The organism is Delftia sp. JD2 (assembly GCF_001682645.1).
Taxonomy (GTDB): Bacteria; Pseudomonadota; Gammaproteobacteria; order Burkholderiales; family Burkholderiaceae_C; genus Comamonas; species Comamonas acidovorans.
On the sequence record NZ_LFJT01000048.1, the window covers coordinates 24,480 to 49,490 of the forward strand.

The 25,011-nt window shown below is 65.7% G+C and carries 30 protein-coding genes; 13 read left to right on the top strand and 17 right to left on the bottom strand.

Annotated elements, in window-relative coordinates; all coding sequences use genetic code 11:
* Positions 1-20: 20 nt before the first annotated feature.
* The 9 genes from ACM14_RS22160 to ACM14_RS22200 are packed head-to-tail and all read right to left on the bottom strand — an operon-like array spanning position 21 to position 7,752.
* Positions 21-2,912, bottom strand: coding sequence for a conjugative transfer ATPase (locus ACM14_RS22160; RefSeq protein ID WP_003105079.1), 2,892 nt, complete (start codon positions 2,910-2,912; stop codon positions 21-23).
* Positions 2,912-3,367 (bottom strand): TIGR03751 family conjugal transfer lipoprotein, encoded by a 456-nt coding sequence (locus ACM14_RS22165; RefSeq protein WP_003090198.1) that lies wholly within the window; start codon positions 3,365-3,367, stop codon positions 2,912-2,914. Before ACM14_RS22165 ends, ACM14_RS22160 begins: the two co-directional genes overlap by 1 nt.
* Positions 3,348-4,766 (bottom strand): TIGR03752 family integrating conjugative element protein, encoded by a 1,419-nt coding sequence (locus ACM14_RS22170; protein WP_006226029.1) that lies wholly within the window; start codon positions 4,764-4,766, stop codon positions 3,348-3,350. Before ACM14_RS22170 ends, ACM14_RS22165 begins: the two co-directional genes overlap by 20 nt.
* Positions 4,756-5,667, bottom strand: a complete 912-nt coding sequence (locus tag ACM14_RS22175) for a TIGR03749 family integrating conjugative element protein (protein WP_006226028.1) — start codon at positions 5,665-5,667, stop codon at positions 4,756-4,758. The genes ACM14_RS22170 and ACM14_RS22175 overlap by 11 nt, the downstream gene beginning before the upstream one ends.
* A complete protein-coding gene (locus tag ACM14_RS22180; protein WP_003090182.1) occupies positions 5,664-6,356 on the bottom strand; it encodes a PFL_4703 family integrating conjugative element protein in 693 nt (230 codons plus the stop codon). The genes ACM14_RS22175 and ACM14_RS22180 overlap by 4 nt, the downstream gene beginning before the upstream one ends.
* Positions 6,353-6,751, bottom strand: coding sequence for a TIGR03750 family conjugal transfer protein (locus ACM14_RS22185; RefSeq protein ID WP_003050133.1), 399 nt, complete (start codon positions 6,749-6,751; stop codon positions 6,353-6,355). Before ACM14_RS22185 ends, ACM14_RS22180 begins: the two co-directional genes overlap by 4 nt.
* A gap of 11 nt (positions 6,752-6,762) precedes the next feature.
* Positions 6,763-7,122 carry a TIGR03745 family integrating conjugative element membrane protein gene (locus ACM14_RS22190; protein ID WP_003090173.1) on the bottom strand — a complete coding sequence of 120 codons (360 nt, stop codon included), beginning with the start codon at positions 7,120-7,122 and terminating at the stop codon, positions 6,763-6,765.
* A 16-nt stretch (positions 7,123-7,138) separates the two neighbouring features.
* Positions 7,139-7,372, bottom strand: coding sequence for a TIGR03758 family integrating conjugative element protein (locus ACM14_RS22195; RefSeq protein WP_003090170.1), 234 nt, complete (start codon positions 7,370-7,372; stop codon positions 7,139-7,141).
* Positions 7,369-7,752, bottom strand: a complete 384-nt coding sequence (locus ACM14_RS22200; protein WP_003090167.1) for an RAQPRD family integrative conjugative element protein — start codon at positions 7,750-7,752, stop codon at positions 7,369-7,371. The genes ACM14_RS22195 and ACM14_RS22200 overlap by 4 nt, the downstream gene beginning before the upstream one ends.
* Before the next feature lie 203 nt (positions 7,753-7,955).
* Between ACM14_RS22200 and ACM14_RS22205 the strand changes: the two genes are divergently transcribed.
* The 8 genes from ACM14_RS22205 to ACM14_RS22240 are packed head-to-tail and all read left to right on the top strand — an operon-like array spanning position 7,956 to position 15,194.
* Positions 7,956-8,426, top strand: a complete 471-nt coding sequence (locus ACM14_RS22205; RefSeq protein WP_003050245.1) for a helix-turn-helix domain-containing protein — start codon at positions 7,956-7,958, stop codon at positions 8,424-8,426.
* The gene (locus ACM14_RS22210) at positions 8,423-8,998 is read left to right on the top strand and encodes a PIN domain-containing protein (protein WP_003153636.1); all 576 of its coding nucleotides are present in this window, start codon (positions 8,423-8,425) and stop codon (positions 8,996-8,998) included. The genes ACM14_RS22205 and ACM14_RS22210 overlap by 4 nt, the downstream gene beginning before the upstream one ends.
* A gap of 17 nt (positions 8,999-9,015) precedes the next feature.
* Positions 9,016-9,930: an AAA family ATPase gene (locus tag ACM14_RS22215; protein WP_016852809.1), complete on the top strand. Its 915-nt coding sequence runs from the start codon at positions 9,016-9,018 to the stop codon at positions 9,928-9,930.
* Entirely contained in the window at positions 9,927-10,397 is a 471-nt protein-coding gene (gene cap8, locus ACM14_RS22220; RefSeq protein WP_003090160.1) for a type III CBASS phage resistance system CD-NTase-associated protein Cap8, read from the top strand. The genes ACM14_RS22215 and cap8 overlap by 4 nt, the downstream gene beginning before the upstream one ends.
* Positions 10,394-10,894 (top strand): type III CBASS phage resistance system CD-NTase-associated protein Cap7, encoded by a 501-nt coding sequence (gene cap7, locus ACM14_RS22225; RefSeq protein WP_003090159.1) that lies wholly within the window; start codon positions 10,394-10,396, stop codon positions 10,892-10,894. Before cap8 ends, cap7 begins: the two co-directional genes overlap by 4 nt.
* Positions 10,894-11,796: a CBASS oligonucleotide cyclase gene (locus ACM14_RS22230; protein WP_003090158.1), complete on the top strand. Its 903-nt coding sequence runs from the start codon at positions 10,894-10,896 to the stop codon at positions 11,794-11,796. The genes cap7 and ACM14_RS22230 overlap by 1 nt, the downstream gene beginning before the upstream one ends.
* A 38-nt stretch (positions 11,797-11,834) precedes the next feature.
* The gene (gene nucC, locus ACM14_RS22235; RefSeq protein WP_043555297.1) at positions 11,835-12,560 is read left to right on the top strand and encodes a CBASS effector endonuclease NucC; all 726 of its coding nucleotides are present in this window, start codon (positions 11,835-11,837) and stop codon (positions 12,558-12,560) included.
* A gap of 9 nt (positions 12,561-12,569) precedes the next feature.
* Positions 12,570-15,194: an AAA family ATPase gene (locus ACM14_RS22240; protein ID WP_006226025.1), complete on the top strand. Its 2,625-nt coding sequence runs from the start codon at positions 12,570-12,572 to the stop codon at positions 15,192-15,194.
* A 40-nt stretch (positions 15,195-15,234) separates the two neighbouring features.
* On the opposite strand, the gene ACM14_RS22245 is transcribed toward ACM14_RS22240, so the two are convergent.
* The 7 genes from ACM14_RS22245 to ACM14_RS22275 are packed head-to-tail and all read right to left on the bottom strand — an operon-like array spanning position 15,235 to position 21,264.
* Positions 15,235-15,984: a TIGR03747 family integrating conjugative element membrane protein gene (locus ACM14_RS22245; RefSeq protein ID WP_065347332.1), complete on the bottom strand. Its 750-nt coding sequence runs from the start codon at positions 15,982-15,984 to the stop codon at positions 15,235-15,237.
* Positions 15,981-18,173 carry a type IV conjugative transfer system coupling protein TraD gene (gene traD / locus ACM14_RS22250; protein ID WP_003124516.1) on the bottom strand — a complete coding sequence of 731 codons (2,193 nt, stop codon included), beginning with the start codon at positions 18,171-18,173 and terminating at the stop codon, positions 15,981-15,983. The genes ACM14_RS22245 and traD overlap by 4 nt, the downstream gene beginning before the upstream one ends.
* A 4-nt stretch (positions 18,174-18,177) precedes the next feature.
* Positions 18,178-18,726 carry an integrating conjugative element protein gene (locus tag ACM14_RS22255; RefSeq protein WP_006226022.1) on the bottom strand — a complete coding sequence of 183 codons (549 nt, stop codon included), beginning with the start codon at positions 18,724-18,726 and terminating at the stop codon, positions 18,178-18,180.
* A complete protein-coding gene (locus tag ACM14_RS22260; RefSeq protein WP_010791727.1) occupies positions 18,723-19,325 on the bottom strand; it encodes a transglycosylase SLT domain-containing protein in 603 nt (200 codons plus the stop codon). Before ACM14_RS22260 ends, ACM14_RS22255 begins: the two co-directional genes overlap by 4 nt.
* Positions 19,307-20,032 carry a TIGR03759 family integrating conjugative element protein gene (locus ACM14_RS22265; protein ID WP_003120008.1) on the bottom strand — a complete coding sequence of 242 codons (726 nt, stop codon included), beginning with the start codon at positions 20,030-20,032 and terminating at the stop codon, positions 19,307-19,309. The genes ACM14_RS22260 and ACM14_RS22265 overlap by 19 nt, the downstream gene beginning before the upstream one ends.
* Positions 20,033-20,044: 12 nt before the next feature.
* Positions 20,045-20,689: a hypothetical protein gene (locus ACM14_RS22270; protein WP_003120009.1), complete on the bottom strand. Its 645-nt coding sequence runs from the start codon at positions 20,687-20,689 to the stop codon at positions 20,045-20,047.
* Positions 20,686-21,264: a PilL N-terminal domain-containing protein gene (locus ACM14_RS22275; protein ID WP_006217720.1), complete on the bottom strand. Its 579-nt coding sequence runs from the start codon at positions 21,262-21,264 to the stop codon at positions 20,686-20,688. The genes ACM14_RS22270 and ACM14_RS22275 overlap by 4 nt, the downstream gene beginning before the upstream one ends.
* A 150-nt stretch (positions 21,265-21,414) precedes the next feature.
* On the opposite strand from ACM14_RS22275, the gene ACM14_RS22280 reads away from it, so the two are divergent.
* The 5 genes from ACM14_RS22280 to arsH are packed head-to-tail and all read left to right on the top strand — an operon-like array spanning position 21,415 to position 24,492.
* The gene (locus tag ACM14_RS22280; RefSeq protein WP_071534486.1) at positions 21,415-21,753 is read left to right on the top strand and encodes a helix-turn-helix transcriptional regulator; all 339 of its coding nucleotides are present in this window, start codon (positions 21,415-21,417) and stop codon (positions 21,751-21,753) included.
* Positions 21,754-21,755: 2 nt separating this feature from the next.
* Positions 21,756-22,250, top strand: coding sequence for an arsenate reductase ArsC (locus ACM14_RS22285; RefSeq protein WP_006226020.1), 495 nt, complete (start codon positions 21,756-21,758; stop codon positions 22,248-22,250).
* Between the two features lie 11 nt (positions 22,251-22,261).
* Positions 22,262-23,338, top strand: a complete 1,077-nt coding sequence (arsB, locus tag ACM14_RS22290; RefSeq protein ID WP_006226019.1) for an ACR3 family arsenite efflux transporter — start codon at positions 22,262-22,264, stop codon at positions 23,336-23,338.
* 16 nt (positions 23,339-23,354) lie between these two features.
* A complete protein-coding gene (gene arsC, locus ACM14_RS22295) occupies positions 23,355-23,777 on the top strand; it encodes an arsenate reductase (glutaredoxin) (RefSeq protein WP_006217715.1) in 423 nt (140 codons plus the stop codon).
* On the top strand, positions 23,770-24,492 hold the full coding sequence (arsH, locus tag ACM14_RS22300) for an arsenical resistance protein ArsH (protein ID WP_003120015.1): 723 nt from the start codon (positions 23,770-23,772) through the stop codon (positions 24,490-24,492). Before arsC ends, arsH begins: the two co-directional genes overlap by 8 nt.
* A 58-nt stretch (positions 24,493-24,550) precedes the next feature.
* On the opposite strand, the gene ACM14_RS22305 is transcribed toward arsH, so the two are convergent.
* Positions 24,551-25,011 (bottom strand): helicase-related protein (locus ACM14_RS22305; RefSeq protein WP_031801766.1); only part of this gene is annotated, 461 nt, incomplete at its 5' end.

Sequence of the window (25,011 nt, forward strand, 5' to 3'; positions counted from 1 at the left end):
TTCTCCGGTGTACGGCAGATTCAGGGCAGGTCCAGGGTCGGCGACTCGATGCCACGTGCCCGGTCGATCTTCTCAGCCACCTTGAAGGCGGCATCCAGCTCGCTGACGCCGTGCTGCTGCATGAGCTGGTAGCGTTCTGCCTTCTCCTCGGGCTCGGTTTGCGCGAGCGCGAGGTAGAGACTTGGCGGCACGGCGCGGAACAGCACTTCCATGCTCTTGGAGAGGATGACGCCCTCGGTGAACTTGCCCGCTTCCTTGCGTGCGGAGAGCATCAGCGCCTTCTGCGCCGGCGAGAGTTCGCGGAACCTGGCGATCTTCTCCACTTCGTCCGGCGGCATCGACAGGCACACCCACCACTCGATCATGTTGAGCATGGGCTCTGCGGCGCGCGGCAGATCGTCGATGTTTTGCGTCGCCAGCCAGAACCAGGCGCCCAACTTGCGCCACATTTTTGTAATTTTCACGACATAGGGCGCGAGCAGCGGGTTCTTGGTGATGATGTGACCTTCGTCGGTCACGTTGACGATCGGCCGGCCCAGGTACTGGTCGCGCTCGGCGATGTTGTTCACCGTGCTGATCAGGCTGATGTAGGCGATGGAGAGCTGCGCGTTGTAGCCCTCGCGGGCATAGGTCGCCAGATCGACCAGCGTGATGTCGGCCTCGGGCCACGGCGTGCCGTCACGGTCGAACATCTCGCCGTCCGTGCCTTGGCAGAACATGTCCATCGCGTCCGCCATCTCCAGCAGCCGCACGCGCCGCATCTCGGGCAGCGTCGGGTCCTGGCCACGGGCGCGCAGCGCGTTGCGCACGTCGCGCGTGAGCACGGTGCGCTTTTCGGCCACGCAATGTTCGGCGGCGTCGAGGATGCACTGGCGGATCAGCGAGCGGTCGGCCCGCGTCATCCGCGCTTCTTCCTTGTCTTCGCCGCCCGTGATCATCAGCCGCGCTGTGATCTCCAGTTCGCCCAGCACGTCGCGCTGCTCGTCCGCTTCCATGGCCGAGGCATCGGGGGGCAGGTCTTCGTCCAGCGCGTCGGCATCGAGCGTCTGTACGTCGCTGGGCGTTTCGATCAGCCGGCGTGCGTCGGCGAACGGCGCCAGGCTGATGCCCGATCCGGGGGCCAGCTTGACCCGGTTCACGGTCAGGCCCAGGCGCCTGGCGAAGTCGCTGAACAGGCCGAAGCTGTTGCCGGCTTCCACGATGAAAAGCCGCGGCCGGTAGATGGCCGTCACCTGGTTCAGCAGGTTGTTGAGCGTGGCGGACTTCCCCGAGCCGGTGGGGCCAAATAGAAACAGATGGGCATTCATCTGCCGATCCAACCTGTTCAAGGGGTCGAACGTAATCGGGCCGCCGCCGCGATTGAACATCGTGATGCCGGGATGCCCCGTGCCCTGGGCGCGGCCCCATACTGGCGACAGGTTCGCCGCGTGCTGGGCGAACATCAGTTGCGTGTACCACCGGCGCCGGTCCTTGCCGGGGTTGTAGCAGCACGGCAGCCAGCGCAGGTAGCTGTTGAGCGGCGCCACCTCGTCGTCCTCGCGCACCGGCTGCAGGCCGGCGTTGAGCATCACGTTCGCGAGGTCCAGGCCGCGCCGATCCAGTTCCGCCTCGTCGCGCCCGCGTAGGTAGAACGCCAGAGTGCCCCGGTAGAGCTTGTGCGCGCTGCCGATCAGGGAGCGGGCTTCATGCACGTCCTTGAGCGTCTGCTCCGACGCCAGCGTCTCGCCCACAGCTTTCTTCGCCAGATGGTTGAGGTCCGATTCGAGGACGTCCTGCGGCGTGGCCACCATGGTGAGACACATCAAGGTGTCCTCGGGCATCTGGTCGAACAGCGTGTTGATCGCGTCCCCCTTGCGGGTCTCGCCGGTCAGGTGCCCGGTGCCGGGCGGCATGCGCAGCCGGTCGGTGATCAGCACGCGGTGCGGCATGCCGTCGAAGTACCAGGCCCCTTGCGCCACGTCCGAGCGCGGCTGCCCAAAGAACAGCCGCTGGCTGAAATCCCGCCCGCTCGCCAGCTCGATCTCGCCGGCCTCGCTTTCCTCGGTACTGTCCGGATAGCGCGCCAACGCGTAGAAGCGCTCCCGGTCCTCCACCCCAGGCCCGAGCAGCGTGGGGCGCGGGTTGAACCACCGCAGCAGCCAGTCGTGGACGTCGGCCGCGACCATGCGCCGGGCCTGGATGCCGGCGTTCGCCAGGCCGCCGCACAGGCGGTCGCAGACGATGCCCAGCATCTGCTCGGGTGTCTGGCCGCGGCGGTTTGCCTGTCCCTGTCCGCTCGCGCGGCGGTACACCACCATGCGCACGCGCCGCGTCTGGCCGCGCCAGCGCAGCCGCGTGACCACCGTGTCCTCGAACAGGCCGCCGGGCTTGGCCACAGCGCGCAGGTGGTGGCCGAAGAAGCGCAGGTAGAACTCGGTGAACGCCGAGCCGCGCGCACGTGGCTGCACGTAATCGCGCAAGGTCTGCATGTACTGGTCGAAGCTCGGTTCGTCCTGGGCATAGAGCTGGAGCACCCACGGGTTCTCGTCCAGTTCATCGAAGCTGTCCTGAAGCGCGTTTTCCAGGGCGTCGCGGGCATGCGCGAGCCAGCCGGGTTCCCGGCCTTCGGTGCCCAGCGGCACCAGCTCGTAGAAGGCGGCCACCGATTGGCCGTCCTCCAGGAGCATCGATTTCGACTCGGGCAAGAACTCCACCCAGGGCAGCAGTTCCACGAAGGACGGTGCGACGTCGTACAGCGCCTGCTCGTCGGCCACGGTCGCCGGCTTGCGGCCCTGGACCGCGGCGCCGGGTTCGGGGATGCCGGCTTGCTGCAAGGCCTCGACGTGGCGCTGCCAGCCGTCCGGCTGCTCGTCGGCGGCGGTGTCTTCGGCGCTGACGGCAGCCAGCTTCGGCCATGGAAGTTTCCACCGCATCAGTAGTCCTCCGTCCTCTCGCCAGGCATCGCGTACTGCACGCGCTGGTACAAGGGGAAAACCGTCGTGTAGCCCGGCACGGGAACGGGGTCGGTGCCGGCCAGGTGCGGGTACACGTACATCACGAGATCGGGATTGGGCAGACGCTGGAACTGGCGGTGGACCTCATTGCGCGCGGTGCGCGTGTAGCGCATCTGCTCAACAGGTGCGGCCTGCACGTCGGCGTCGGTCAGGGGCCGACGCAGGCTCTGGCGCGCATCGAGCAGCTGGCGGCCGGCGTTCCGCCCGGCTGCGCCACCGCCACCGCCGTCGCCGGCTTCCTGCTGCCAGATGTCCATCATCGTGCGGTCACCGTGGGTCAGCAGCTTTTCCTTGCTGGTGGCGCAGCCGCCAAGCACCGCGACGGCGAGGGCCAGTGCCAGGCCACGGGCCAGGTTAGTCAAGTTCGAGTGCATGGCTTTCTCCTGCGCGGTGATCGACCTTGCGGCCTTCGGGATCGAAGTCGATGGCGAGCGGCTTTTCGAGGTGGACGGCAACCTTGGCGCCGGGTTGGACATAGACGGCGGCGAAGGCTTGGCCGTAGAGCTTGTTGACCCAGGCCGACATGTCCCGGACACCGCCCGCGAGAATCTGGCCGACCGCTTCCTGGCCGGTGATGCCCACGGTGCCGATGGAGCCGTCCGAGCCGACATAGGACATGCGGCCGCTGTCACTCTCGATGAGCGAGGCCACACCGGCACCGGCCGCGGTGATCAGGGCCTGCGAGCCGAGGTATTGCTGGGCGTTGCTGCGCCGCTCGCCGCTGACGCAAGGAATGCCGTGGGGATCGCTGATCCAGCCCAAGCCGTCGCGCTGTTGGTTGTTCTGCTGGTTGCCCTCGCGGTCTTCGGGGATTGTGCGAATCGTGCCGTCGTTGAAGACGAACGTGATGCTGCGCACCTGACCGCGCACGCACGAGAGCGTCCAGTCGCCCGAGGCGGTGCCGCTGAACACGGCGCCGGCCACGTCGGGAATGTCGATGCCATTGGCGGTCAGGTTGTCCGGCCCGACCAGAACTTTGAACGGATAGGGATCGTTGACCGTGCCGTCGATCGGCACGCGGCCGATCAGCGCGGTCATGGCGACCGAACCCATGAGCGTGGAGTTGGTCGGCACGGTATAGACCGGCTTGGCACTCTTGCCCCCGGCGGCGCGGGCGCCCGCGTTGGCCACGGTTTCCGCGGTGGTTTCGAGCGTGCTCTGCGCCGGGCCGAAGCTCGTGGGGAAGCTCATGCCGCCGCTCGCGCCACGCCCCCCGTTGCGCCCCTCGGCGGGCTTTGCGTCGTCCGGCTCGACCCACCGCACGCCGCCCTCCATGCCTGCCTCGTCGCCGCCCTGCAGCCCCAGGCCCACGGGCAGGTCCGCATGGCCGCCGCCGCGCCCGCCGATGCTGTCCAGACGCCGCTGCAGGTCGGCGAGCAGCCCTTCGGTTTGCTGGCGCGCGCTGGCCGCCTGCTCTTGGTCGCGGCGCAGGTTGGACCGCTCGGATTCGAGCGCCGAGTTGATGCGCTGGTCGATGGAGTTCTCGCGCTGGCGCAGTCGCTGGTTCTCTTCACGCTGCGACTTGTTGTCCGAGAGCGCGGTCTGAAGTTCGGTGCGCAACTGCTTGACCTGCGCAACCAGCGTTGCCACGGTGTCGCGCGGGGTATCGCCCTCGATGCCCAGCGCCTTCATTTCATCGGGCGTGAGCTGGGCGCCGTTGTCCGCCGCGGGTGGCGCCGTGCTGCCTCCACCCGAGAACAGCCGGATACCGACGAACAGCACCAGGATGGCGACAGGGATCATCAGCCACTTGAGTAGGCCGTTACTGCGCATGGCGGGCCTTCTTGGCGTTCTCGTCGCCGTCCGGCTGCGGCAGATGCACGGCAGGGTCGAAGCGGTGAATCGCCGGCAGCAGCGACTGCGCGAGGCCGCGGCCGCGCGTGACCAGGTACAGGACGGTCGTGTCCTCGGGCGTGCCGCGCGGGCCCAGCGCCTCGTGCTGGAAGGTGGCGGTGAGGAAATCGCCTTGCAGCACGCGCGGGTCGAGCGTGATCCAGCCGCCGCTGCCGTTGGTCAGGCGCACGGCAGTGACCCACTGGTCCTCCAGCCGCCACGACGCGAGCGCGACCGCGCGCACGGGCAGCGTTGGCATCAGTGTGTCCAGGTCGAGGTCGCGGGGCAGGTTGACCCGCATGACGCCCGGCAGCGGCTCCACGGTGCGCAACGGCGCGTAGAGGTGCTGCGCGGCGAAGCGCGTCAGGACGACAGGGACCGGGGTTTCGCGCCGCGCGGTCCGCGCACCTGCCTGGCCCTGGGCGCGTGCCGGGGCCTCGGCACTGTCGGCCTGCTCGCCATAGCGTCCCGGTGCGCTGTCACCCTCGACGATGCGCACCGGCTCCAGCTCGGCTTCCCCGTCCTTGGGTGGTTCGGCTGCGATGTCCAGCAGGATCAGCGCGCCCGTGTCGGCGTCCTGCAGTTGCAACCGCGTGGGCTCGATCGGCTCGCTGGCGCGCAGGTACACCGCGCCGCCCGCACTCTGCACGCGCAGGCGTTCGCCCACGCCCGCGGGCACGCCCACGCGCACGTTCCGGTCAATGAACACGATGCGTTCCTGACCGACCTTCAGCGGCACTGCCAGTGGCATGCGTTCCCAGCGCAGGATCTCCACTGCATGGGCGATGGGTGCCGCGGCCACGGCCAGTAGCCCCAGCAGCGCGAATACAGGATGCTTCATGGGGTGTTTCCTCCTTGAGGCGCTTGCGGAGACAGGCCACTCGGCGCCGGGCGCGTCGGCTCCGGTGCACTGATGCGCTGGGGCGCGCCGTCGTAGCAGTCCAGCGCCAGGCCGAACGGGTTGCGGGCGGGATCGACGTCCACCCGCGTGACCTTGATCGGATAGCGCACCAGGGCGCGCTTGACCTGCTCGGCGCCGTAGTACTCGTCCGCCGTGATGTCCAGCGTCACCACCCAGTCGCGATCGGACACGGTGCGCACGCGCGCCGTGGGGTCGTCGCCATAGCCGCGGCCGGGAATCTCGTAGATGCCGCGCACGCGCTGACGCAGCTCGCCCGTGGAGCGGCGGTAGTCATAGTCCGCCCGCAGGAAGGCCTGGCAGGACGGGGTGAGGTACGGCGAGAGCGTGTGGAGGTTGCGCGAGTAGTCTTCTTCGCCATTGGTTGGCCAGCGGTTGAGGGTCTGGAACACGTAGAACGTGAACGCATAGACCGATTCGGGCGGCACTTCCCACCACTTGCGGGTACTGCCGGAGCGCAGGTCGGGCGGGACGTGGATGGTCAGGTCGCGCGGCGCGCTCCACCAGCCGCCGCCCATGACCAGGGCGACGACGACCAGCGCGCCCGCGCCCAGGCGCAAGGTCTTGATGTGCGCCTGCAGATGGGTAATCTCGTTTTTGAAGCGGCTCATCGCATGCTCCTGCGGGTGGACCAGAAGCCCGAGCGCGAGATCAGCACATGGCCACCGACCCAGCCTGCCATCAGCGGATGGCGCGTGGCGATGCGCCATTGCAGTTGCCGATACAGCCAGGTGTCGGGACGCCCACGCTTGAGGCGGCGCAGGATGCCGCCGCCGATGAAGACGCCGAGCGCCACGCCCAGGACGACGAACGTCGGCGCCAGCGCGATCGTGCGGAACACCCAGGACAGCGGCGCGCCGACCAGCAGGCCGGCGGCGCCGGACAGGCCGCAGCAAATCCAGAGTTCGTCAGCGGTGAGGCCGCGCACCACAACGGGATGGCGGTTGAGCCGGTGCGGAAGGAAGGTGACCGTTCCGTCCGCACGGACGTGCTGCTGCTCGGACATACCGGCCTCGCTTACAGGATGCCGGTGGCTTCGGTGAGCAGCCAGATGCCGATCACGAGCAGCACGGCGCCGATGGCGACCGTGAGGCCGAACTGGCCCCACGTCTTGCGGCCGGTGTGGATCTCCGCGTAGGTCCCGTAGGCGTGGTAGCAGACGCCGATGAACATCGACGCCACCACCAGCAGGGCCACGAGCATGATGATGTCGTAGCCGTAGTTGCGGATGGTCTCCATGATGCCGTTGCCGGTGCCGCGCGTGGGGTTCTCCAATTGCGGCAGACCTTGCGCGAACGACAGCGCGGGCAGCGCGGCGGCGCCCAGGGCCACGGCGGCGCGCTGGGCAAAACGGGAAGTGAGGTTGCGGTTGTGCATGGTCGGGCCTTTCAGGTCAGGACAGAAGGAAGAAACTCAGAACGAGGTACATCGCGACGAAGCGAATGCAGACGCCGAGGAACTGGCGCTGGTTGAGGCGGCTCTCGGACCACCCCACGTAGGCCGTTCGGATGGCCCAGACGCCCCACACGAGCAGGACCGCGAGCACGACGCCGACCAGGACGGTCGCCATCGCGGAAGGCGCGATACCGCTGTTGGCTTGAAATGCCGAGACCTGGGCGCCGTTCATTGCTTGCCCCCCGCAGTCGTCGCCGGCAGCGGCTCGGCCGCCCGCTCGGTGCGGTAGTCGCCGGCCAGTTCGGAGGGGTCGCGCGGCTGAGCGCGCGATGGCGTCAGGTGAAACTGGATGCCGGCGCGAACGCGCGCCAGGTCAGCCAGCAGCCGCGGGTAGTCGAAGTGGTAGCGCTCGCCCGGCTGGATGGGGGCATGCGCGGCGCTGTCCGCGACGGTGCGCTCCAGCGCGTCGAGCTGGCGCAGTGCGGCGACCAGCTCCTGGCGCTGTGCCGGGGACTCGGCCAAGGCCATCTGGGACTGACCCAGCAGGAGGGCCGTCACGAGAAAAGTGGGCACGCCGCGATGCGCGGCGCGCAGCCAGATCGAAGCCACCATCGCGCCATTCCTGTGTGATCAGCAATGGGGTGATCGTGGAGATCAGGGCTGTTTTAGGCCGCAAACAATAGGAACTGGCGGACGACCGGATTGGGCATACCGCGAGCGAACCTACAAAAGCCCGGGTTGAGTTTCGATTATTGCGTTTTTCGAGTGTTTCGAATATGATCGGCTCTGCAACCGTTTTCGCTTAGGAGCTACCCATGACCACCGCCACTGCCCAATCCAAGATGACCCTTCCCGCCGCGGGAGAGGTTAAGGCAGCCGTCCAGGGTCAACGTGCCTTGGCGGCTTACCTCGCAACCCAGTTCGAGACGCAGCACATCCAGATCTTTGATGACCACAAACAGGCTCATCAGGTGGAACTGCCTACCTCGGCTTTACGCCTGCTGGTCGACATCCTGGCCGAGTTGGCCGATGGCAATGCAGTAAAGGTGGTGCCCGTCCATGCAGAGCTGACGACCCAAGAGGCGGCGGACTTGCTCAACGTGTCCCGTCCCCATTTCGTCAAGCTGCTAGAAGATGGGGTGTTGGCATTTCATCGCACCGGCAAGCACCGCAGGGTGAGGTTCGCCGATCTGATGCAGTACAAGGAAGCGCGCGAGCGCGCCAGTGAGCAGGCGATGGCCGAACTCGCTCAGCAGTCGCAAGAGTTGGGAATGGGATACGAATGAGGCATTCCCCATTCACCGCCGTCTACGACGCGTGCGTTCTATATCCCGCGCCACTGCGGGATTTCCTGATGTGGCTCGGCCTGTCTGGCCGCTTCCGGGCGCGGTGGAGCCAAGCCATTCATGAGGAGTGGAAACGCAACCTGTTGATCAACCGCCCCGATCTCACCCGGGTTCAGGTCGACAGGACGTCGGATCTCATGGACAGGGCCATTCCGGACGGCTTGGTGGAGGGCTACGAAGCGCTCGTGGCAGGCCTGACATTACCCGATCCGAATGATCGGCACGTCCTGGCTGCGGCGATTCGCTGCGGTGCGAGCGTGATTGTGACGTTCAACGAACGTGATTTCCCGAACGATCTGCTGGCTCCGTACGGCATCGAATCGCAGCACCCCGATGAGTTTGTGGACAACCTGCTGGATCTGGATGCGGCCGCCGTAGTGTCGGCTGCGCAGCGCCAGCGTGCCCAACTCAAGCATCCGCCGATCGATGTGGACCGCTATCTCGAAATCCTGCTGCGCCAAGGCCTTGTGCAAACGACCAAGGTGCTGGCGACCTATCGCACCATTCTCTGACCCGCCGAGAGCCACGGATGACCAAGAATCCTTCATCAGACGCCACTTTGCCGAAAGGCATCCATCGAAGCTGGAAGCTGCCGGATAAGTCGCTGGGTGACTTGTGGGATTCGATCGTGATGGACGAAGCCATCAAAAAACAGTTGCTGTCACAAGCGATCGTCAACTTCACGGTGCGCCCCAAGGTGGAGCGCACGGTACTCCCCCTGCACGGCGTGATCTTGTTGGTCGGCCCGCCGGGGACTGGGAAGACCTCCTTGGCACGGGGCTTGGCGCATCGTGTGGCCGAATCTTTTTCTTCTGCGAAGTTTCGATTGCTGGAAGTGGAGCCTCACACGCTGACGAGCTCTGCAATGGGAAAGACTCAACGCGCCGTGGCAGACCTGTTCTCGCAATCGATCGCAGAATCCGCAGCGGCGGGCCCGACGATCGTCCTTCTGGACGAGGTCGAAACGCTTGCGGCTGATCGAGCGAAGCTCAGCCTGGAAGCCAACCCGGTTGATGTGCACCGGGCCACCGACGCGGTGTTGGTGCAGTTGGACATGTTGGCCGAACGCAACCCGCATCTGCTGTTCGTGGCCACCAGCAACTTCCCACAGGCCGTCGACAGTGCCTTCCTATCTCGTTGCGACATGGTGATGGAGGTGCCACTGCCCGGCAAGGATGCCTGCAAGCAGATCCTAGTGGACTGCCTGAATGGCCTGGCAAAGACATTTCCGGGGATTGGCAAGCTTTCCTCGGCTCACCAGTTCGACGTGTGCGCTGGCGAGTGCGTCGGATTGGATGGTCGGGCCATTCGCAAGGTCGTAGCCAACGCCCTCGCGGCCGACCCGCAAGTGGCTATCGATCCGAACAAGCTTTCCGTAGAGCACCTGCGCAGTGCGATACGACAGGCAAAGCAAATGCGCCTTCAAGGAGGGAAGCAAAAATGACCACCGTTGTCAGCCGGACGTTTCGCAGCTCGCCGCACCGCGATGCGTTGCAGACATGGGATGCCATTGTCGAACTGCTCACTCAGGGCAAGGACGGCACGGCTCGCTCTGAACTCAGGGCCGTGACGGGCGTGGCCGCCAGCTTGATCGCCGACCAGGCACCCAAGAGCGCGCCCATCGTTGCGACATGCGATGGACCACGGACCAGGATCTACTGCCTCTTCGACGAAGACGCGATCGATGGTGATGATGCCAACGAAGAAGTCTTGGGGTTCGAGCCGTTGAAGGGAGACTGGGGAGTCTCGCTGCCGTGTCCGAAGGAGCAGCTCGGCTGGGTGCAAAGCGCGCTCAAAAAGCACAGTTCTCGCATCATTGCACGGGACTTGAGCCAAGGAATTGCCACGCAGGCGCAGGCCGATGCTGGGCAAGCGCTGTCGCTCGACCTCGGAGGTTTCCTCAAGTCATGAGCACCGTCGCCACCTACTCGTACACGCACTCGGTTACCTATGTGACCGACAACATCCTCAAGAGCTTGAAAGACATCATCCTGCTCAGTGGGCTGGACCCTGAGCACTTTGCGGATCGCTGGGAGAGCAATACCCGAGCCATCAAGACGTGGCTCGGGACCGGTGATCTGCGCAAGGTGATTCTGGAGATCTACAACCCGGCAACCGACAAGCTCGTGACCCGATGGGATATCGACATCGTGTATGGGTGGTCCGATGGCGACGGCAGCTTCTGGACAGATACCGAGCAGTTGAAGTACGCGATCAAGAAAGCTGGGCTGCTGCCATCGCAGGCCAAGTACAAGTTAATGCTCGATACAAAGCCAGGGCGACCTGATGTGGAGGGATGGAGCAAAGGAAGTTATCGCTCGACGGATGGAATGGTCAAGCAGAGCCTAGGCTCGACTGTCGAACACAGCGGCCTGGCGGGTCAGGCCGGATATTGGAGGCAACGCTGATGCTGTCGATCGATGAAGCTTTTCGCAAGTTCAAGTCGCGTCTGGAACTCAACGAACGCGAACAGAAGAATGCCTCGCAACGCCAGAACGAAGTGCGGGACTACCTGCAGACCAAGTTCGGCATTGCGCGCAGCTTCCTGACCGGTTCCTATGCTCGATACACGAAGACGAAGCCGCTCAAGGATATCGACATCTTCTTCGTGCTGAAGGACTCGGAGAAGCATTACCACGGCAAGGCCGCATCGGTAGTGCTGGATGATTTCCACTCTGCATTGGTGGAGAAATACGGTTCGGCGGCCGTGCGCAAACAGGCGCGCTCGATCAACGTGGATTTCGGTGTTCACATCGACGCGGAGGACAACACGGACTACCGGGTGGTCAGCGTGGATGCGGTGCCCGCATTCGACACCGGCGACCAGTATGAGATCCCCGATACGGCGTCCGGAAAGTGGATCAAGACGGACCCGGAGATCCATAAGGACAAGGCGACCGCAGCGCACCAAGCCTATGCCAATGAGTGGAAAGGTCTCGTGCGCATGGTGAAGTACTGGAACAACAATCCCAAGCACGGCGATCTGAAGCCGGTGAAGCCCTCGTTCCTGATCGAGGTAATGGCCCTTGAGTGTCTTTACGGCGGCTGGGGAGGATCGTTCGATCGCGAGATCCAGTCGTTCTTTGCCACGCTTGCCGATCGAGTTCATGACGAGTGGCCGGATCCCGCCGGACTTGGCCCGGCGATCAGCAACGATATGGATGCCGCGCGCAAGCAGCGCGCGCAGCAGCTGCTGTTCCAGGCGAGCCAGGACGCAAGCATCGCCATCGACCACGCGCGTCGTGGTCGCAATATCGAAGCGCTTCGCGCCTGGCGCGCACTGTTTGGCCCCAAGTTCCCACTGTCCTGATTCCATCGGCTTCCATACACGTCCCATCGAGGTACAGCATGTCCCAGTGGTCGCTTTCCCAGCTCCTGTCGTCCCTGCATGAGGACATCCAGCAGCGCTTGTCCGTAGTACGCAAGACCTTCGGTCACCCGGGTACGAAGGGGGATGCGAGCGAGAACGTCTGGATCGACATGCTGGATACCTATCTGCCCAAACGGTACCAGGCGGCCAAGGCGCATGTGGTGGACAGCCTGGGGAACTTCAGCCAGCAGATCGATGTGGTGGTGTTTGATCGGCAATATTCGCCTTTTATCTTCACCTACGAGAACGAGACGATCATTCCAGCCGAAAGCGTGTACGCCGTTTTCGAGGCCAAGCAGACGGCTGACGCGGGGCTTGTGGCCTATGCCCAGGAGAAGGTCGCCAGTGTGCGCAGGCTGCACCGCACGAGCCTGCCGATCCCGCACGCTGGCGGGACCTACCCAGCGAAGCCGTTGATTCCGATTCTGGGTGGCTTGCTCACCTTCGAGAGCGAATGGAGTCCTGCATTGGGTCCATCCATGGACAAGGCGCTGAACGCAAACCTCACCGAGGGGCGTCTGGACATCGGATGCGTTGCCGCCCACGGGCACTTTTTCTATGACCAAGCCAGCGGCGCGCACAGCTACACCAACGAAAACAAGCCGGCGACCGCGTTTCTTTTCAAGCTGATCGCGCAGCTTCAGTTCAGTGGAACGGTCCCCATGATCGATGTGGAGGCTTACGGTCAGTGGTTGACCAAGTGAGGGGGCGCTGTGGCAAGCATACGTTCGGAGTACCACCGGTTCCTGGCGCACTTGGCGCAGCGGCACGTGCACGACGACGTGCGCCGGCTAGCGCACCTGGTGCTCGATCACCTGCAGCCACTGGCCGAGGTCGGTGCTGCACGCCGGGGGCGCTCCACGCGCTTGGCGCCGCTGGCCATCGCGCATCTGGCGCAAATGCCTGTCGCCTACGACGGGGACGCGCGCGGCCCCGAAAACGGGCCGGCGCTCGGGCGACTGCACCAGCTCGAAGTCGGGCCGTTTCGAGGATTCATGCGGCAGGAGACGTTCGACCTCAGCCATGACATCACCTTGGTCTACGGTGCCAACGGCACCGGCAAGAGCAGCTTCTGCGAAGCCTTGGAAGTGGCGATGCTCGGTTCGATCAGCGAAGCGCAGGCCAAGCGGGTCGACCAGCGGACGTACTGCAACAACGCTCGCCTGCGCCGCCACGTCGCGCCAGTCCTGTCGTCTACGGCGGCGGGCGAAGCGCAGGCCGTCCAGCCCGACGAAGCTGAGTATCGCTTCTGCTTCATCGAGAAGAACCGCCTCGACGATTTCGCCCGAATCGCCGCGCGGACCCCGAGCGATCAGCGCCAGCTCATCGCCACCCTGTTCGGCGTGGACCAGTTCAGCGAGTTCGTGCGCGGCTTCAACCCCTCGCTCGATCAGGACCTGATGCTTGCCGGCGTGCAGGCGGCGCAGCTGGCGCAGCGTCGCCTGCGGTTGGCGAGCTCCGAACAGACCATCGCCGCCTACCCGCAGAAGATCGCAGCGGTCGAGGGCCTGGAACAAGCTTTGGCGCAGCGCATGTCACCTGGCGCGACCTATCAAGCCTGCGTGGACTGGCTGCTGGGTACGCCGCAGCAGCAAGGACGGCTACCGTATGTCCAGGCTCAGCTGGACGCCAACCCGCCTGCCATTCACGAGGTGACCCAGGCCCGCCTGCAAGCGTTGCTGGCAGAGGCCTACCGCGTCCAGGGACTGTGGCAAGCGTCTTCCGCGCAACTCGCGGCCCGCGCGGGCGAGGTGTCGTACGCGAAGCTCTACGAGGCCGTGCAAGCGTTGGCGGACGGGGCGACCGCGTGTCCGGCATGTGGAACCGGACTGGCCGCTGTGGCACAGGACCCGTTCGCCAGGGCGCGAATGGGCCTGGAGCAGCTCGCGCAACTGGCCGTCCTGCAGCAGCAAGAGGCCGGGCATCGGACGCAGTTGAGCGAGGCGGTCCGAGCGCTGTGGGACGAAATGCGCCGCGTGGTGGCGGCGGCTGGGGTCGCTTGTCCTGCCGAATCGCAGGCCGCGGGCCTGCCACTGCTGCCTCCCACGTCGGCGGGCAATTGGCTCGGCGGCTGGGTGAATGGGGACCAGCGCGCCTGGCAAGCCCTCTTACGGATCGCACAGATCATCGAAGGCTTCGACGCGCAGGCGCGCGACGTGCATGCCCAGCGCGGCGCGATGGCCCAGGAGCGCGACCGCCTGCAACAGCATCAGCTGGAGATCGAACGGCTGCGGACCATGCGCACGACTGCGGATCAGGAGCTGGCGGCCGCCCGCCAAACCGTGGCCCAATTCGACGACGCGAACCGCGGCCTGATCCAGGCGGCCACGGACGAAATGCCGGTGGTGGTGCACCATCAGCGGGTCAAGGCCGCCTACGACGGCTTCCTACCCGAGATTCAGGCATACCTGACCGCTCTGCCGGGGGTTCTGCTACAGGGGCTGGGAGACCAAGCCCGCCATCTCTACAACGCATTCAACCGGGCCGATCCGCCCGGCGATCTGCTGCACGCGCTGTGGTTGCCCGTGGCCGAGAACGGCAAGATCGAGGTGGAGTTCGCCGGCGAGCCGGGCGTGCGCTACGACGCGTTGATCGTCTTCAGCGAAGGGCACATCAAATGCTTGGGTCTGGCGATTCTGCTTGCCAAGAACCTCGCGCAGGGCTGCCCCGTGGTCATCTTCGATGACGTCGTCAATGCGATAGACGACGACCATCGCGATGGCATCTGGCGTACCTTCTTCGAGGACGGTTTGCTCCACGGCAAGCAGGTTATCCTCACCTCGCACGCAGAGGAGTTCCTGCACCGCATCCAGCAGGAGTTGGGCGTGCGCCGCGCCGCGGCCATCAAGCGCTACAAGTTTCTCCCGCATCAGGGAGAGCACGAACTGCGGGTCGACAGCGACCCGCCAGCGAAGAACTATGTTCTTCTGGCCCAGCAGGCGTTGGCGGCTGACGAGAAACGCGAGGCACTGCGCCAGGCCCGGCCGGCGCTGGAGAGTCTGACGGACCGCCTGTGGACGTGGCTGGGTCGGCGGGCGGACGGCCGGATCGACATCAAGCTGAGCGGGCCCCGCGCGCCTTGGGAGCTGAACAATAAATGCACCAAGTTGCGGTCGGCCGTCGAGCGTATCGCGGCGCAACATGCGGGTGCGCCGGATGCCGTAGGGGCGTTGGTCAGGCTGCTCAATGTCAGCGGTACGAGTATTGAATGGGGTTACCTCAATAGCGGTGTGCACGACGCTCAGCGCGATCATGAGTTCGATCGGGCGACGGTAAGAACGGTCGTCGAGGCGGTTACGGCGTTGGATGCTGCTCTTGATACCCTGCAGAACCGATGAACGGCACACGGCTTTGCAGAGCAGTGCCGCCCGTGTCACCTCATAAGTACTTCTTGAAGCTGCCTGCGGTCAGGCTGACTGCCATCCCCAGCAACGCCGCGCTGGGCAGCAGGATGACCAGAGGATGCACCGATATGGGCAGAGCGAGATAGGTGACCCAAGGCAGCACGGCCAACGGCATCAGGCTGGCCTTCGCGCGGTGGTAGATGAAGCCGGATTCGCGGCCCGCGCCGAACCGGCGCACATCCCGTCGCACCAGGCCGTCAATCAGGCCGACGAATGCCGCCGTGAGGATCAGCGGCAGCGTGAGCACCAGGACCAGCAGGCGCACCAGGAAGGTGAGCGTCGTGAAGGCCGCAGCGATCAGGTAGCTTTCGGCCCAGACATAGACCTGGCTGATGTAGTAGCGGAAGTTGCGGCTCTGCCCGTGGCTGGGCGCGCGGACGCGCTCGGCGGTCTGGCTCATGCGCTCCAGCAACCCCGAGCGCACGAACACCCACTCGTACCCGGTATCCACCAGCTCGTGCGCCGTGCGCCCGGGCTCCTGCACCACCACGCTGCGCGTGAAGTGGTTGGACAGGTGCCCGAGTTCGTACTGCAGCATCTGCTGGGAGTGGCGCCAGCCCTGGTCCTTCCAGAACAGGTGCATGCCGACGCACTCCACCACGATCGAGAACAGCAGCGAGCCAATGAGCACCCCGAGCAGCCGGAACGGTAAGGTGATGGTGCCGACGATCAAGCCTTGGCGATGGTTCTGCTCCCGCTGCGCGGTCGAGGCGGCATCCTTCATGGCACGGCCTCGTTGCCCGCGCCATCGTCGGCGCCGGTGGCCACCGCGCCGGGCTCGGCCGCAGCGGCATCGTCCAGCAGGTCGTCGGGCAAGGCCGCATCCTGCAAGGCCGACGAGCTGGTGAACTCCCACCACTGCGTGGCCTCGCTGTAGCTCTGGCGCATGTACCCGGCCAGTTGCTGCAGGTCCGCCGGCATCACTTCATCCGGGTCCGGCGCCGGCAGCGGCATACGCACCTTCCAGAGCTGGCCGCCCTGCAGCAGCGCGAAGCACTGGCCCTTGGGCAGGCCGACGACGTGTGACGGCTCGATCATCGGCACGCTGGCCATGCTGATGCGGTCCTGGGTGTTCGACGTGAAATCCGTCGCGCCGCGGATGTCTGAGCTGTCCGTCGCGCCCGAGACGATGGTGGTTGTATAGACCTCGACCTTCGGCAACTGCCTCGTCAGCAGTTCCGCGGTGGCCGTCTCGCGCACGCGCAACATGAATAAATTGTTGAAATTCCCGATCACTTGGCCGGCCTTCGCGCGATTTCCGATGCGGGCCTCGATGTCCGAGAGCGTCTGCGTGTACGCCGTGACTTGCAGGCCGGCACCGCCGCCCTTGTTGATGAGCGGGATGAATTCATCGCCCATCAGTTCATTGAATTCGTCGGCATGAACGTTGATCGGCACGCGAGCGCCAGCCACTGCGCCGGGCAGGCCATCGTCGATTCCGTGCTTGTAGATGTGTCCGGCCACCGAAACCAGGTCAGAGAACATCGAATTGCCGACCGCTGCGGCGACCTCGGCGTCAGACAACGCATCCAGACCCACATAGACGATGGCCCGCTTTCGGATGACCTGCATCCAGTCGAAGATCGGGCGCGGGTCGGCCAGGTCGGAGTAGTTCGGCGCCAGGAGATGGGCGATCTTGCCGCTCGTGAGCTTTTCCAGCAGCGGCAGCAGCGATGCAACGATCTTGTCGAAGTAGGTCTTGTCGTAGCGCACCGCCGAGCGCAGGCCATCGAGCACAGGGTCGTAGTTGCGCGCCTGGGAGAGGTATTGCTCCAGCGCCACCACACGCTTCTCGCGCCCGATCATGTTCCTTGGGATGTTCTTCTCGTTGAGCTTGGCCTCGATCTGGACGATCACCTCCCAGGCCTTGGGCTCCGTCTTGGCAAAGTAGTGCTGGGCGTACTCAATGAACAGCGCGTCGATGTTGATGACGTGGCGCTGGATCAGCATGTAGTCCGGGCGCTGCCCCAGTTCCACCAGGGCGCGGGCGATGATGTTCACGAAGCGCCATGCGAACTCGCGGAACGCCGCGCTGTTGCCTTCGCCGGAGAGCTGCCCCGCGATGCGTGTCGCCACTTCCGAGATCCGACCGAAGCGGCCCACGGCGTTGTAGCGGGCGCTGATTTCCGGCCAGCCCAAGTGGAAGATGTAGAACTCGCCTTCGCGGCCAGCGCGCTGGGCTTCGACGTACATCCGTTTCAAGAGATCGGCATCCCCCTTGGGGTCGATGACGATGACGACCTCATGCTCGCCGGCAGCATTCCTGCGGCGGATGTCCTGCGTGACGAACAATTCGGCCAGGCGCGTCTTGCCCACCCGCGTGGTGCCCAGCACCAGCGAGTGCCCGACGCGCTCGCCCAGCGGCAGGCTGACGTCCACTTCGTCGGGCTCGATGCCGTGCAGCCTTGGCAGGCCGCCGACAGGCGGCAACGGGCGCACGGGGTTGAAAGGCACGTCCCAGCCGGTGAGCTTCGGCAGGCGAGAGAGCGGCAATGGCGCGAACTCCAGCCGTTCCTCCAGGCGCCTGGCCAGCCGGTAGGCCGGCGTCGGCTCGACGTAGCGGCGGAACTCGGGCCGGTACGTCTGCATCAGCCGATGCGTGTGCTTCTGCTCCCAGAGAAAGCCGCGCCCCACGAATAGGCGCTGCTGGCTGACCGGCACGTCCTTGCTGGTCATCACGTAACGCGGCAGACGGCGGATGTTGCGCCGGTAGCGCAGGATGATGCGGGCATCGCGGTAGCGGATCGCGCCGTAGGCGCCGAACGCCAAGGCGCTGCCGATGCCCATGGCCGGGCTCAGCGCGAGCGACCATGGGGCCACCAGGCACAGAAACGCGGCGCCTGCACACGCCGCGACGGTGTATAGCTCCACCGCTGGGCGTAGCAGAACCTCGACCGGCTGTTTGCCTGACATGGCTTCATTGCTCGATGCCGGTGGCCGTGATCAGCGCCGGGTAGTGCCGCAGGCCCAGGCGATCGGCCAGGTCGTCGCCGGCCACGGGCGCGAGCGGTACGCCAGGCACCAGAGCGCGCAGCCGTGCCAGGCTCTGCGCGGTCTCGACGTTGACCACCAGGCCGACCGCGCCGCGTTCACGCAAAGCGGCGGCGCGGCGCTGCAACCAGACCCGGGAAGCCTCGTCGTCGCCGATGACCGCGAACGGCCGCAGGCCGGGCGCTTCGATCACGCGCCGCGCGACGGTACCGGGCGTGAGCTTGCTGCTGCGCACCGGCAGCATCGCGGCTTCGTCCGCTGGCGTGGCGGGAACCCGGGGCGTCGGGATGGGGGGGCGGGCCGGCGCGTTGGCGCGCGGCTGGAGGTTCAGGGCTTCGTAGTACGGCAATGCCGACGTGCCGCCACGGTCCTCGACCACGATCAGCGGCTCGCCAGCACGCGAGGCCAGCGGCAGGCCTGACAGCAGCATGAGCAGGCCCGTGAGCGCGAGTTGGACCGGATGGGGTTTCGTCATGGGGAGGTCTCCTGGCGCGCGGCGAAGACCGCGGCGGTTGGGCGCGTGCCCTGCACGCGGGCAAGGTGGCGGGACACGCTGCGCCGATAGCGGACGGCGGGCTCGCCGCCAGCGGGGCGGTGGTAGCGGCCGATCGCCAGCAGCCAGTCCTCGCCGGGGGCGTGCTGCTCCTTCAGGATCTCGGCGGCAACGGCGAGGTTGCGGTACGGGTCCAGCAGATCGCACGCGCCGGTGAAGCGGTGCTTGTGGTAGCCAAGGTTGATCTGGCCCAGGCCCGCGTCGATGCGCGTGTGCGGCGTGGCGCGCATCGCCTGCTGCAGGCCAGCGCAGGCGTCGGCGCGCGTGGCGAAGCGGCGCGATTGGCCGGCGACGTTGAGGGACCACGGCCATGGGACGATGCGCCCGTTGCGCCGGATGCCGCTCTCCTGCAAGGCCACGGCGTAGAGCACCGTCGAAGGGATGCCCGCGCGCTGGGCGGCAAGCTGGTAGGCCGGTGGCGGGACCTCCTGGGCATGGGGGGTGCTGGCATACACGCCTGCAGAGAGCACCAGTGCGCGCAAGAACTGCGATACGGGGGCAGCTACGGCTGGCGCTGCCATTGGCCGTTCACCTCGCGCACGGCTGCGGGCAAATCACCGGGCAGGCCCAGCGACAGCCAGCGGCCGCCATCGTGGTTGAGCGTGATGCTGCCGGCGCGCACGCGCGCCGGGTCGATCTGCGCGCGCTTGGCCCAGTCGCGGATGCGCGCGTCGTCCTGGCGGCTTCCGACCATGTACAGGTCGAAATCGGCGCCTGAGGATTGCAGACGCTGTACGAGCTGCCCGCAGGCAGCGCAGCCATCCTTGACGAACACCGCGGTGCGGCCTCTACCACGCACGGGACCGGCGCCGGGCTTGTCGTCGGGCAGGTTCACGCGCTGCATGCCGGGGTTCAGGCGCTGCCAGGCTTCGTCGTAGGCGCGCTGGTAGGCGAGCAGCTTCTCGACGCGGCGCGCTTCGACCTGCACCTGCAGCTCTGCGTAGCGCCGCCGCTCTTCGTCAGTGCGTGCCTCGATGCCCAGGGCGGACAGCGGGTCCAGGTTGGGCGAGTAGATGCCCAGCGGCCCGTCCATCAGCTCGCGATAGCGAGTCCACTCCTGCGGTTGCAGGCCCCATTCACTGGCCGCCCGATCGTCCAGCACGCGGGCGGCCAGCGGGCGCTCCTGGCTTTGCGCATTGCGCGCCGGGGCCGTTGCGGGCTGCTGCGCCCAGATGGGCCACTGCACCGACGCCAACACGAGCGCGGAAAGGAGGATCGACGGCTTCATGGGGTGCTCCGGTCAGGGAATCGCCACACGGCGGGTCTGGTTGCCGGCCTGGAACACTGCGGTGTTGCCCTCGATCGCCTGCAGGCGCCACGGGCCGACCGCATCCCCGGGCAGCAGCACCTGAAGTTGGGCGGGCATGAAGTCCCCGGTGCTCGGCGCGACGGACACGCTGCGCTGGCCAGCGCGCAGTTCGGCGCCGACGACGCGGAACGGCAGCGGCGGCGGTTCGGCCTTGGAGGCGGCGGCCGGGCGTGATGCGCGCGGCTGGGCGGGGGCTGCGGCACGCGCGGCGGTCTGGCGCGTCTTGATCTGCTCGATTTCGGCGCGTAGCGCCTGAAGGTCATCAGCGGCGGCATAGCCGCTCAGCGACTTCTCGACCTGGGCAGCGCGTGCTTCCAGGACTTGGCGGGTGTCCTTGAGGTCAGCGGCCGTTGCGACGGCTGGGCGCTGCTGGATGGCCTCGATGGTCTCGGCCAGGCCAGTCGCCTGCGCTTCCAGGCGCTGCAGGCGGGAATCCAGCCGATCCTGGTCGGTTTGATCGCGCATCGCCAGGTAGCCCAGCGCCACGATGACACTGAGGCCGATCAGCCAAAGCCAGAACAGGCTCTGTATGACAACCGCCGCGGTTGAGCGTTGGGCGGGATGCGAGGCATTCATGGCTGGCCTCCCGAAACCGCAGGCGCCAGCGGGAACGTCTGCACCGTCTCGGTGGCGAGTGGCCCGGATGGGGACTCGGCGACTGCACGGTCGCCGGGCCGATCGAAGCAGATTTGCCGTGCGCGGTCATCCGCGTGCAGTTCCCAGGACGGCCCAGCCAGCGTGAGCAGCGCATGGCGCAAGGTCATGGGGCCGAGATGCAGATGTGCCGCCGGCAGCGGCAGCGCGTACAGTTCGATCACGGCATGCGCGGTCTCGCAAAGGCCGTAGCCGCTGCGCTTGAGCACATGCCGCATCCCGTCGCCGACCGTGGCGCGGGCATCCTCGGGCATGGACACGTCGATGGTCTGCAACAGCAGGTCGCGCTGCGCTGCCGTGGGTGCCAACTCGACCAGCGTGTAGCGGCCGTAGCGCACGACCGGGATGTACTCGGGCGCCTCGGGTTCGGGCGCGGCCGAGACTTCCTCGATGGCATCGGGTGCGAGCGGCGCCGTGGTGGTCGCGCAGCCACTGGCCAGGGCTGCGGCCAGGAGGCCGGCGCCGACCAAGTGCCGGGATACATGGATTGCGGGCATGGCATCGGCTCTTCTGTTGCGATGCCGATACCTTGGCCGCGCGCGGCGGCGCGGTCAGTCAGGAATGCGAACTGGGAGCTACCCGCTTTTGCAGTCCAACACATAGCGCAACCCGCAAACCCAACTGTGGTTTGCACATTGATTCAATAATTGTTGTATTATCGAACCATGCAAGAAGATCAAGCCATTTCCGCCTTAAACGCCCTGGCTCACACCCAGCGCCTGCGCGTGTTCCGCGCCTTGGTCGTTGCTGGCCCGGGCGGACTGACGCCAAGCACGCTAGCCGACCAGCTCGACGTGGCCCGCAACACCTTGTCCTTCCACTTGAAGGAGCTGGCCCATGCCGGCCTCGTCACCATCGAGCAGCAGGGTCGCAACCTGATCTATCGGGCCGAGTACGGCCACATGAACGGCCTCATCGGCTACCTGACCGAGCATTGCTGCCAAGGTGGCGTATGCGAGGTTTCTCCATCCAAGACCTGCTGCTGACCATGACCGATACCACTTACAACGCCTTGTTCATCTGTACGGGCAATTCGGCCCGCTCCATCCTCGCCGAAGGCATCCTCAACGACATGGGCCAGGGGCGGTTTCACGCCTGGTCGGCAGGTAGCCATCCGAAAGGCGAAGTTCACCCGCTGGCGCTCGCCACGCTGGAGCGGCTGCACCTTCCGACAACGGGCTACCGCAGCAAGAGCTGGGACGAGTTCGTGAAGCCCGATGCGCCGGTGTTCGATTTCATCTTCACCGTCTGCGACAACGCAGCCGGCGAGGCTTGTCCTCTATGGCCGGGCAAGCCGGTGTCGGCGCATTGGGGCGTGCCTGACCCGGCTGCCGTGGAAGGCTCCTTGGAACGACAAAGCAAGGCGTTCTTCGATACCGCCATGACGCTGCGCCGACGCATCGAGTTGTTCCTGTCGCTGCCGATCAAGAGTCTAGATGCCATGTCGTTGCAGCGCGAACTGCGCGACATCGGCCGCCAGTGAGGCCTGAACCGATGAGCGCAACCGATACCGCCGGCCCCGCGCCAGCAAACTCCGCCATGAGCGGCTTTGAGCGTTACCTGACGCTATGGGTGGCGGTGTGCATCATCGCGGGTATCGCTCTGGGCCAGTTCGCGCCCGCCGCATTCCAGGCCATCGGCCGCATGGAGATCGCTCAAGTCAACCTGCCGGTGGGCTTGCTGATCTGGGTGATGATCATCCCTATGCTGCTGAAGGTGGACTTCGCCGCGCTCGGCCAGGTGCGCCAGCATTGGCGAGGCATGGGGATCACGCTGTTCATCAATTGGGCCGTCAAGCCGTTCTCAATGGCACTTCTGGCGTGGATCTTCATCCGCCACGCTTTTGCTGATTGGCTGCCCGCCGACCAACTCGACAGCTACATCGCCGGCCTGATCCTGCTGGCTGCCGCACCGTGCACCGCAATGGTTTTCGTTTGGAGCCGACTGACTGGCGGCGATCCGGCATTTACGCTGTCGCAAGTGGCCTTGAACGACACCATCATGGTGCTCGCCTTCGCACCCATCGTCGGCCTGCTGCTGGGCCTGTCCTCGATCACGGTGCCTTGGGACACCTTGCTGGTGTCGGTGGGTTTGTACATCGTCATTCCGGTCATCCTGGCCCAGCTTTGGCGCCGGGCGCTGCTGCGCAAGGGACAGGCCGCGTTCGACAGGGCACTGGAACGCATCGGCCCGTTGTCCATCGCCGCGCTGTTGCTGACGCTGGTGCTGCTGTTCGCCTTCCAAGGCGAGGCCATCATCCGGCAGCCGCTGGTGATCGCCATGCTCGCGGTGCCGATCCTGATCCAGGTGTTCTTCAATTCCGGGCTGGCGTACTGGCTCAACCGCCAGGCGGGCGAAAAGCACTGCGTCGCTGGGCCATCCGCGTTGATTGGTGCCAGCAACTTCTTCGAGCTGGCCGTGGCCGCCGCCATCAGCCTATTCGGCTTCCATTCCGGTGCGGCACTCGCAACAGTGGTCGGCGTGCTCATCGAGGTGCCGGTCATGCTGCTGGTGGTGCGGGTGGTCAACCGCTCACGCGGCTGGTACGAACGCCGCGCGACCACTTCGTAATCTCCAAGAGGCATCCATGAGCACCATCACGATCTACCACAACCCAGCCTGCGGCACATCGCGCAACGTGCTGGGCCTGATCCGCAACAGCGGCGAGGAACCGACCATCATCGAGTACCTGAAGACGCCGCCCGGCCGCGACACGCTCCAGGCGCTGATCGCGGCGATGGGCGTGCCGGTGCGGGACATACTGCGCGAGAAAGGTACGCCCTATGCCGAACTCGACCTGGGCAACCCGAAGTGGAGCGACGACGACCTGATCGGTTTCATGCTCCAGCATCCCATTCTCATCAACCGGCCGATCGTGGTCACGCCGCTGGGTGTGCGCCTGTGCCGGCCATCGGAAGCCGTGCTCGACCTTCTGCCGCAACCGCAGCGCGGCGCGTTCAACAAGGAAGACGGCGAGCCGCTGGTTGATGAGAAAGGCCGTCGTGTCTGAAGCCCGCCTCGACCTGCCAAACATCGACGCGGCGCTGTTCCAGCAACCAGACGCCGAACACCTGTTCGCGCCGGCACGGACCACCCACGCGCCGCGCTTCCTGCTGCTCTACGGCTCGCTGCGCGAACGCTCGTTCAGCCGCCTCGCAGCCGAAGAAGCCGCCCGCATCCTGCGGGCGCTGGGCGGTGAAACCCGATTGTTCAATCCGTCCGGCCTGCCGCTGGTGGACGATGCACCCGCTGATCACCCCAAGGTCAAGGAACTGCACGAACTGGTGCAATGGGCCGAAGGCATGGTGTGGAGTTCGCCGGAGCGCCACGGCGCGATGACCGGCCTGATGAAGACGCAGATCGACTGGATTCCGCTGTCGGTCGGCGCGGTGCGCCCGACCCAGGGCAAGACGCTGGCGGTGATGCAGGTGTCGGGCGGCTCGCAGTCCTTCAACGCGGTCAACCAGATGCGCGTGCTCGGCCGCTGGATGCGGATGCTGACCATCCCGAACCAGTCCTCGGTCGCCAAGGCATACCAGGAGTTCGACGAGGTCGGGCGCATGAAGCCCTCGGCCTATTACGACCGCATCGTGGACGTGATGGAAGAACTGATGAAGTTCACGCTGCTCACGCGCGACGCGGTCCCGTATCTGGTGGATCGGTACAGCGAGCGCAAAGAGGGCGCTGAATCACTGTCCAAGCGTGTACGGCAAGGTGCAATTTGACGATGCAAGGCACTGAAAAAAAGCCGACGACCTCTCGGTCGTCGGCATTGTGTGAAGTTCAGGCGGCGACCAATTGCCGGGCCAGTGCGACCTCGACGGAATCACCATCCTGGTTCAGAACATCGAGCCCGGATTCAGGCACGTCGCCCGAGGTGGACTGCGAGACCATGATCTTCTTGGCCATCAGCTCCAGGCAGGTCATCTGCGAAGAACCGGCATAGCCAAGGTAGATCACGCGCACGGGCTGCTTTTGCCCGATGCGCCAGGAGCGGCGTGCCGCCTGCTGGAGCGAGTACACGTTGTAGCCCGACTGCATGAACACGATCGTCGGGAACTCCAACAGGTCCAGCCCCGTCTTGACCAGCTCGGGGTTAGTGATGAGCACGTCGATGCCACGGTCCAGTTGCTCGGCGATCCAGTCTTCGCGGCGGCTGGCGTCCACGCTCGCGCGCAGCACCGCCACTTTGAAGCCCTCCTGCTCCAGCAGCACCTTCAGGCGCGACGTGGTGTCGCGCGTGC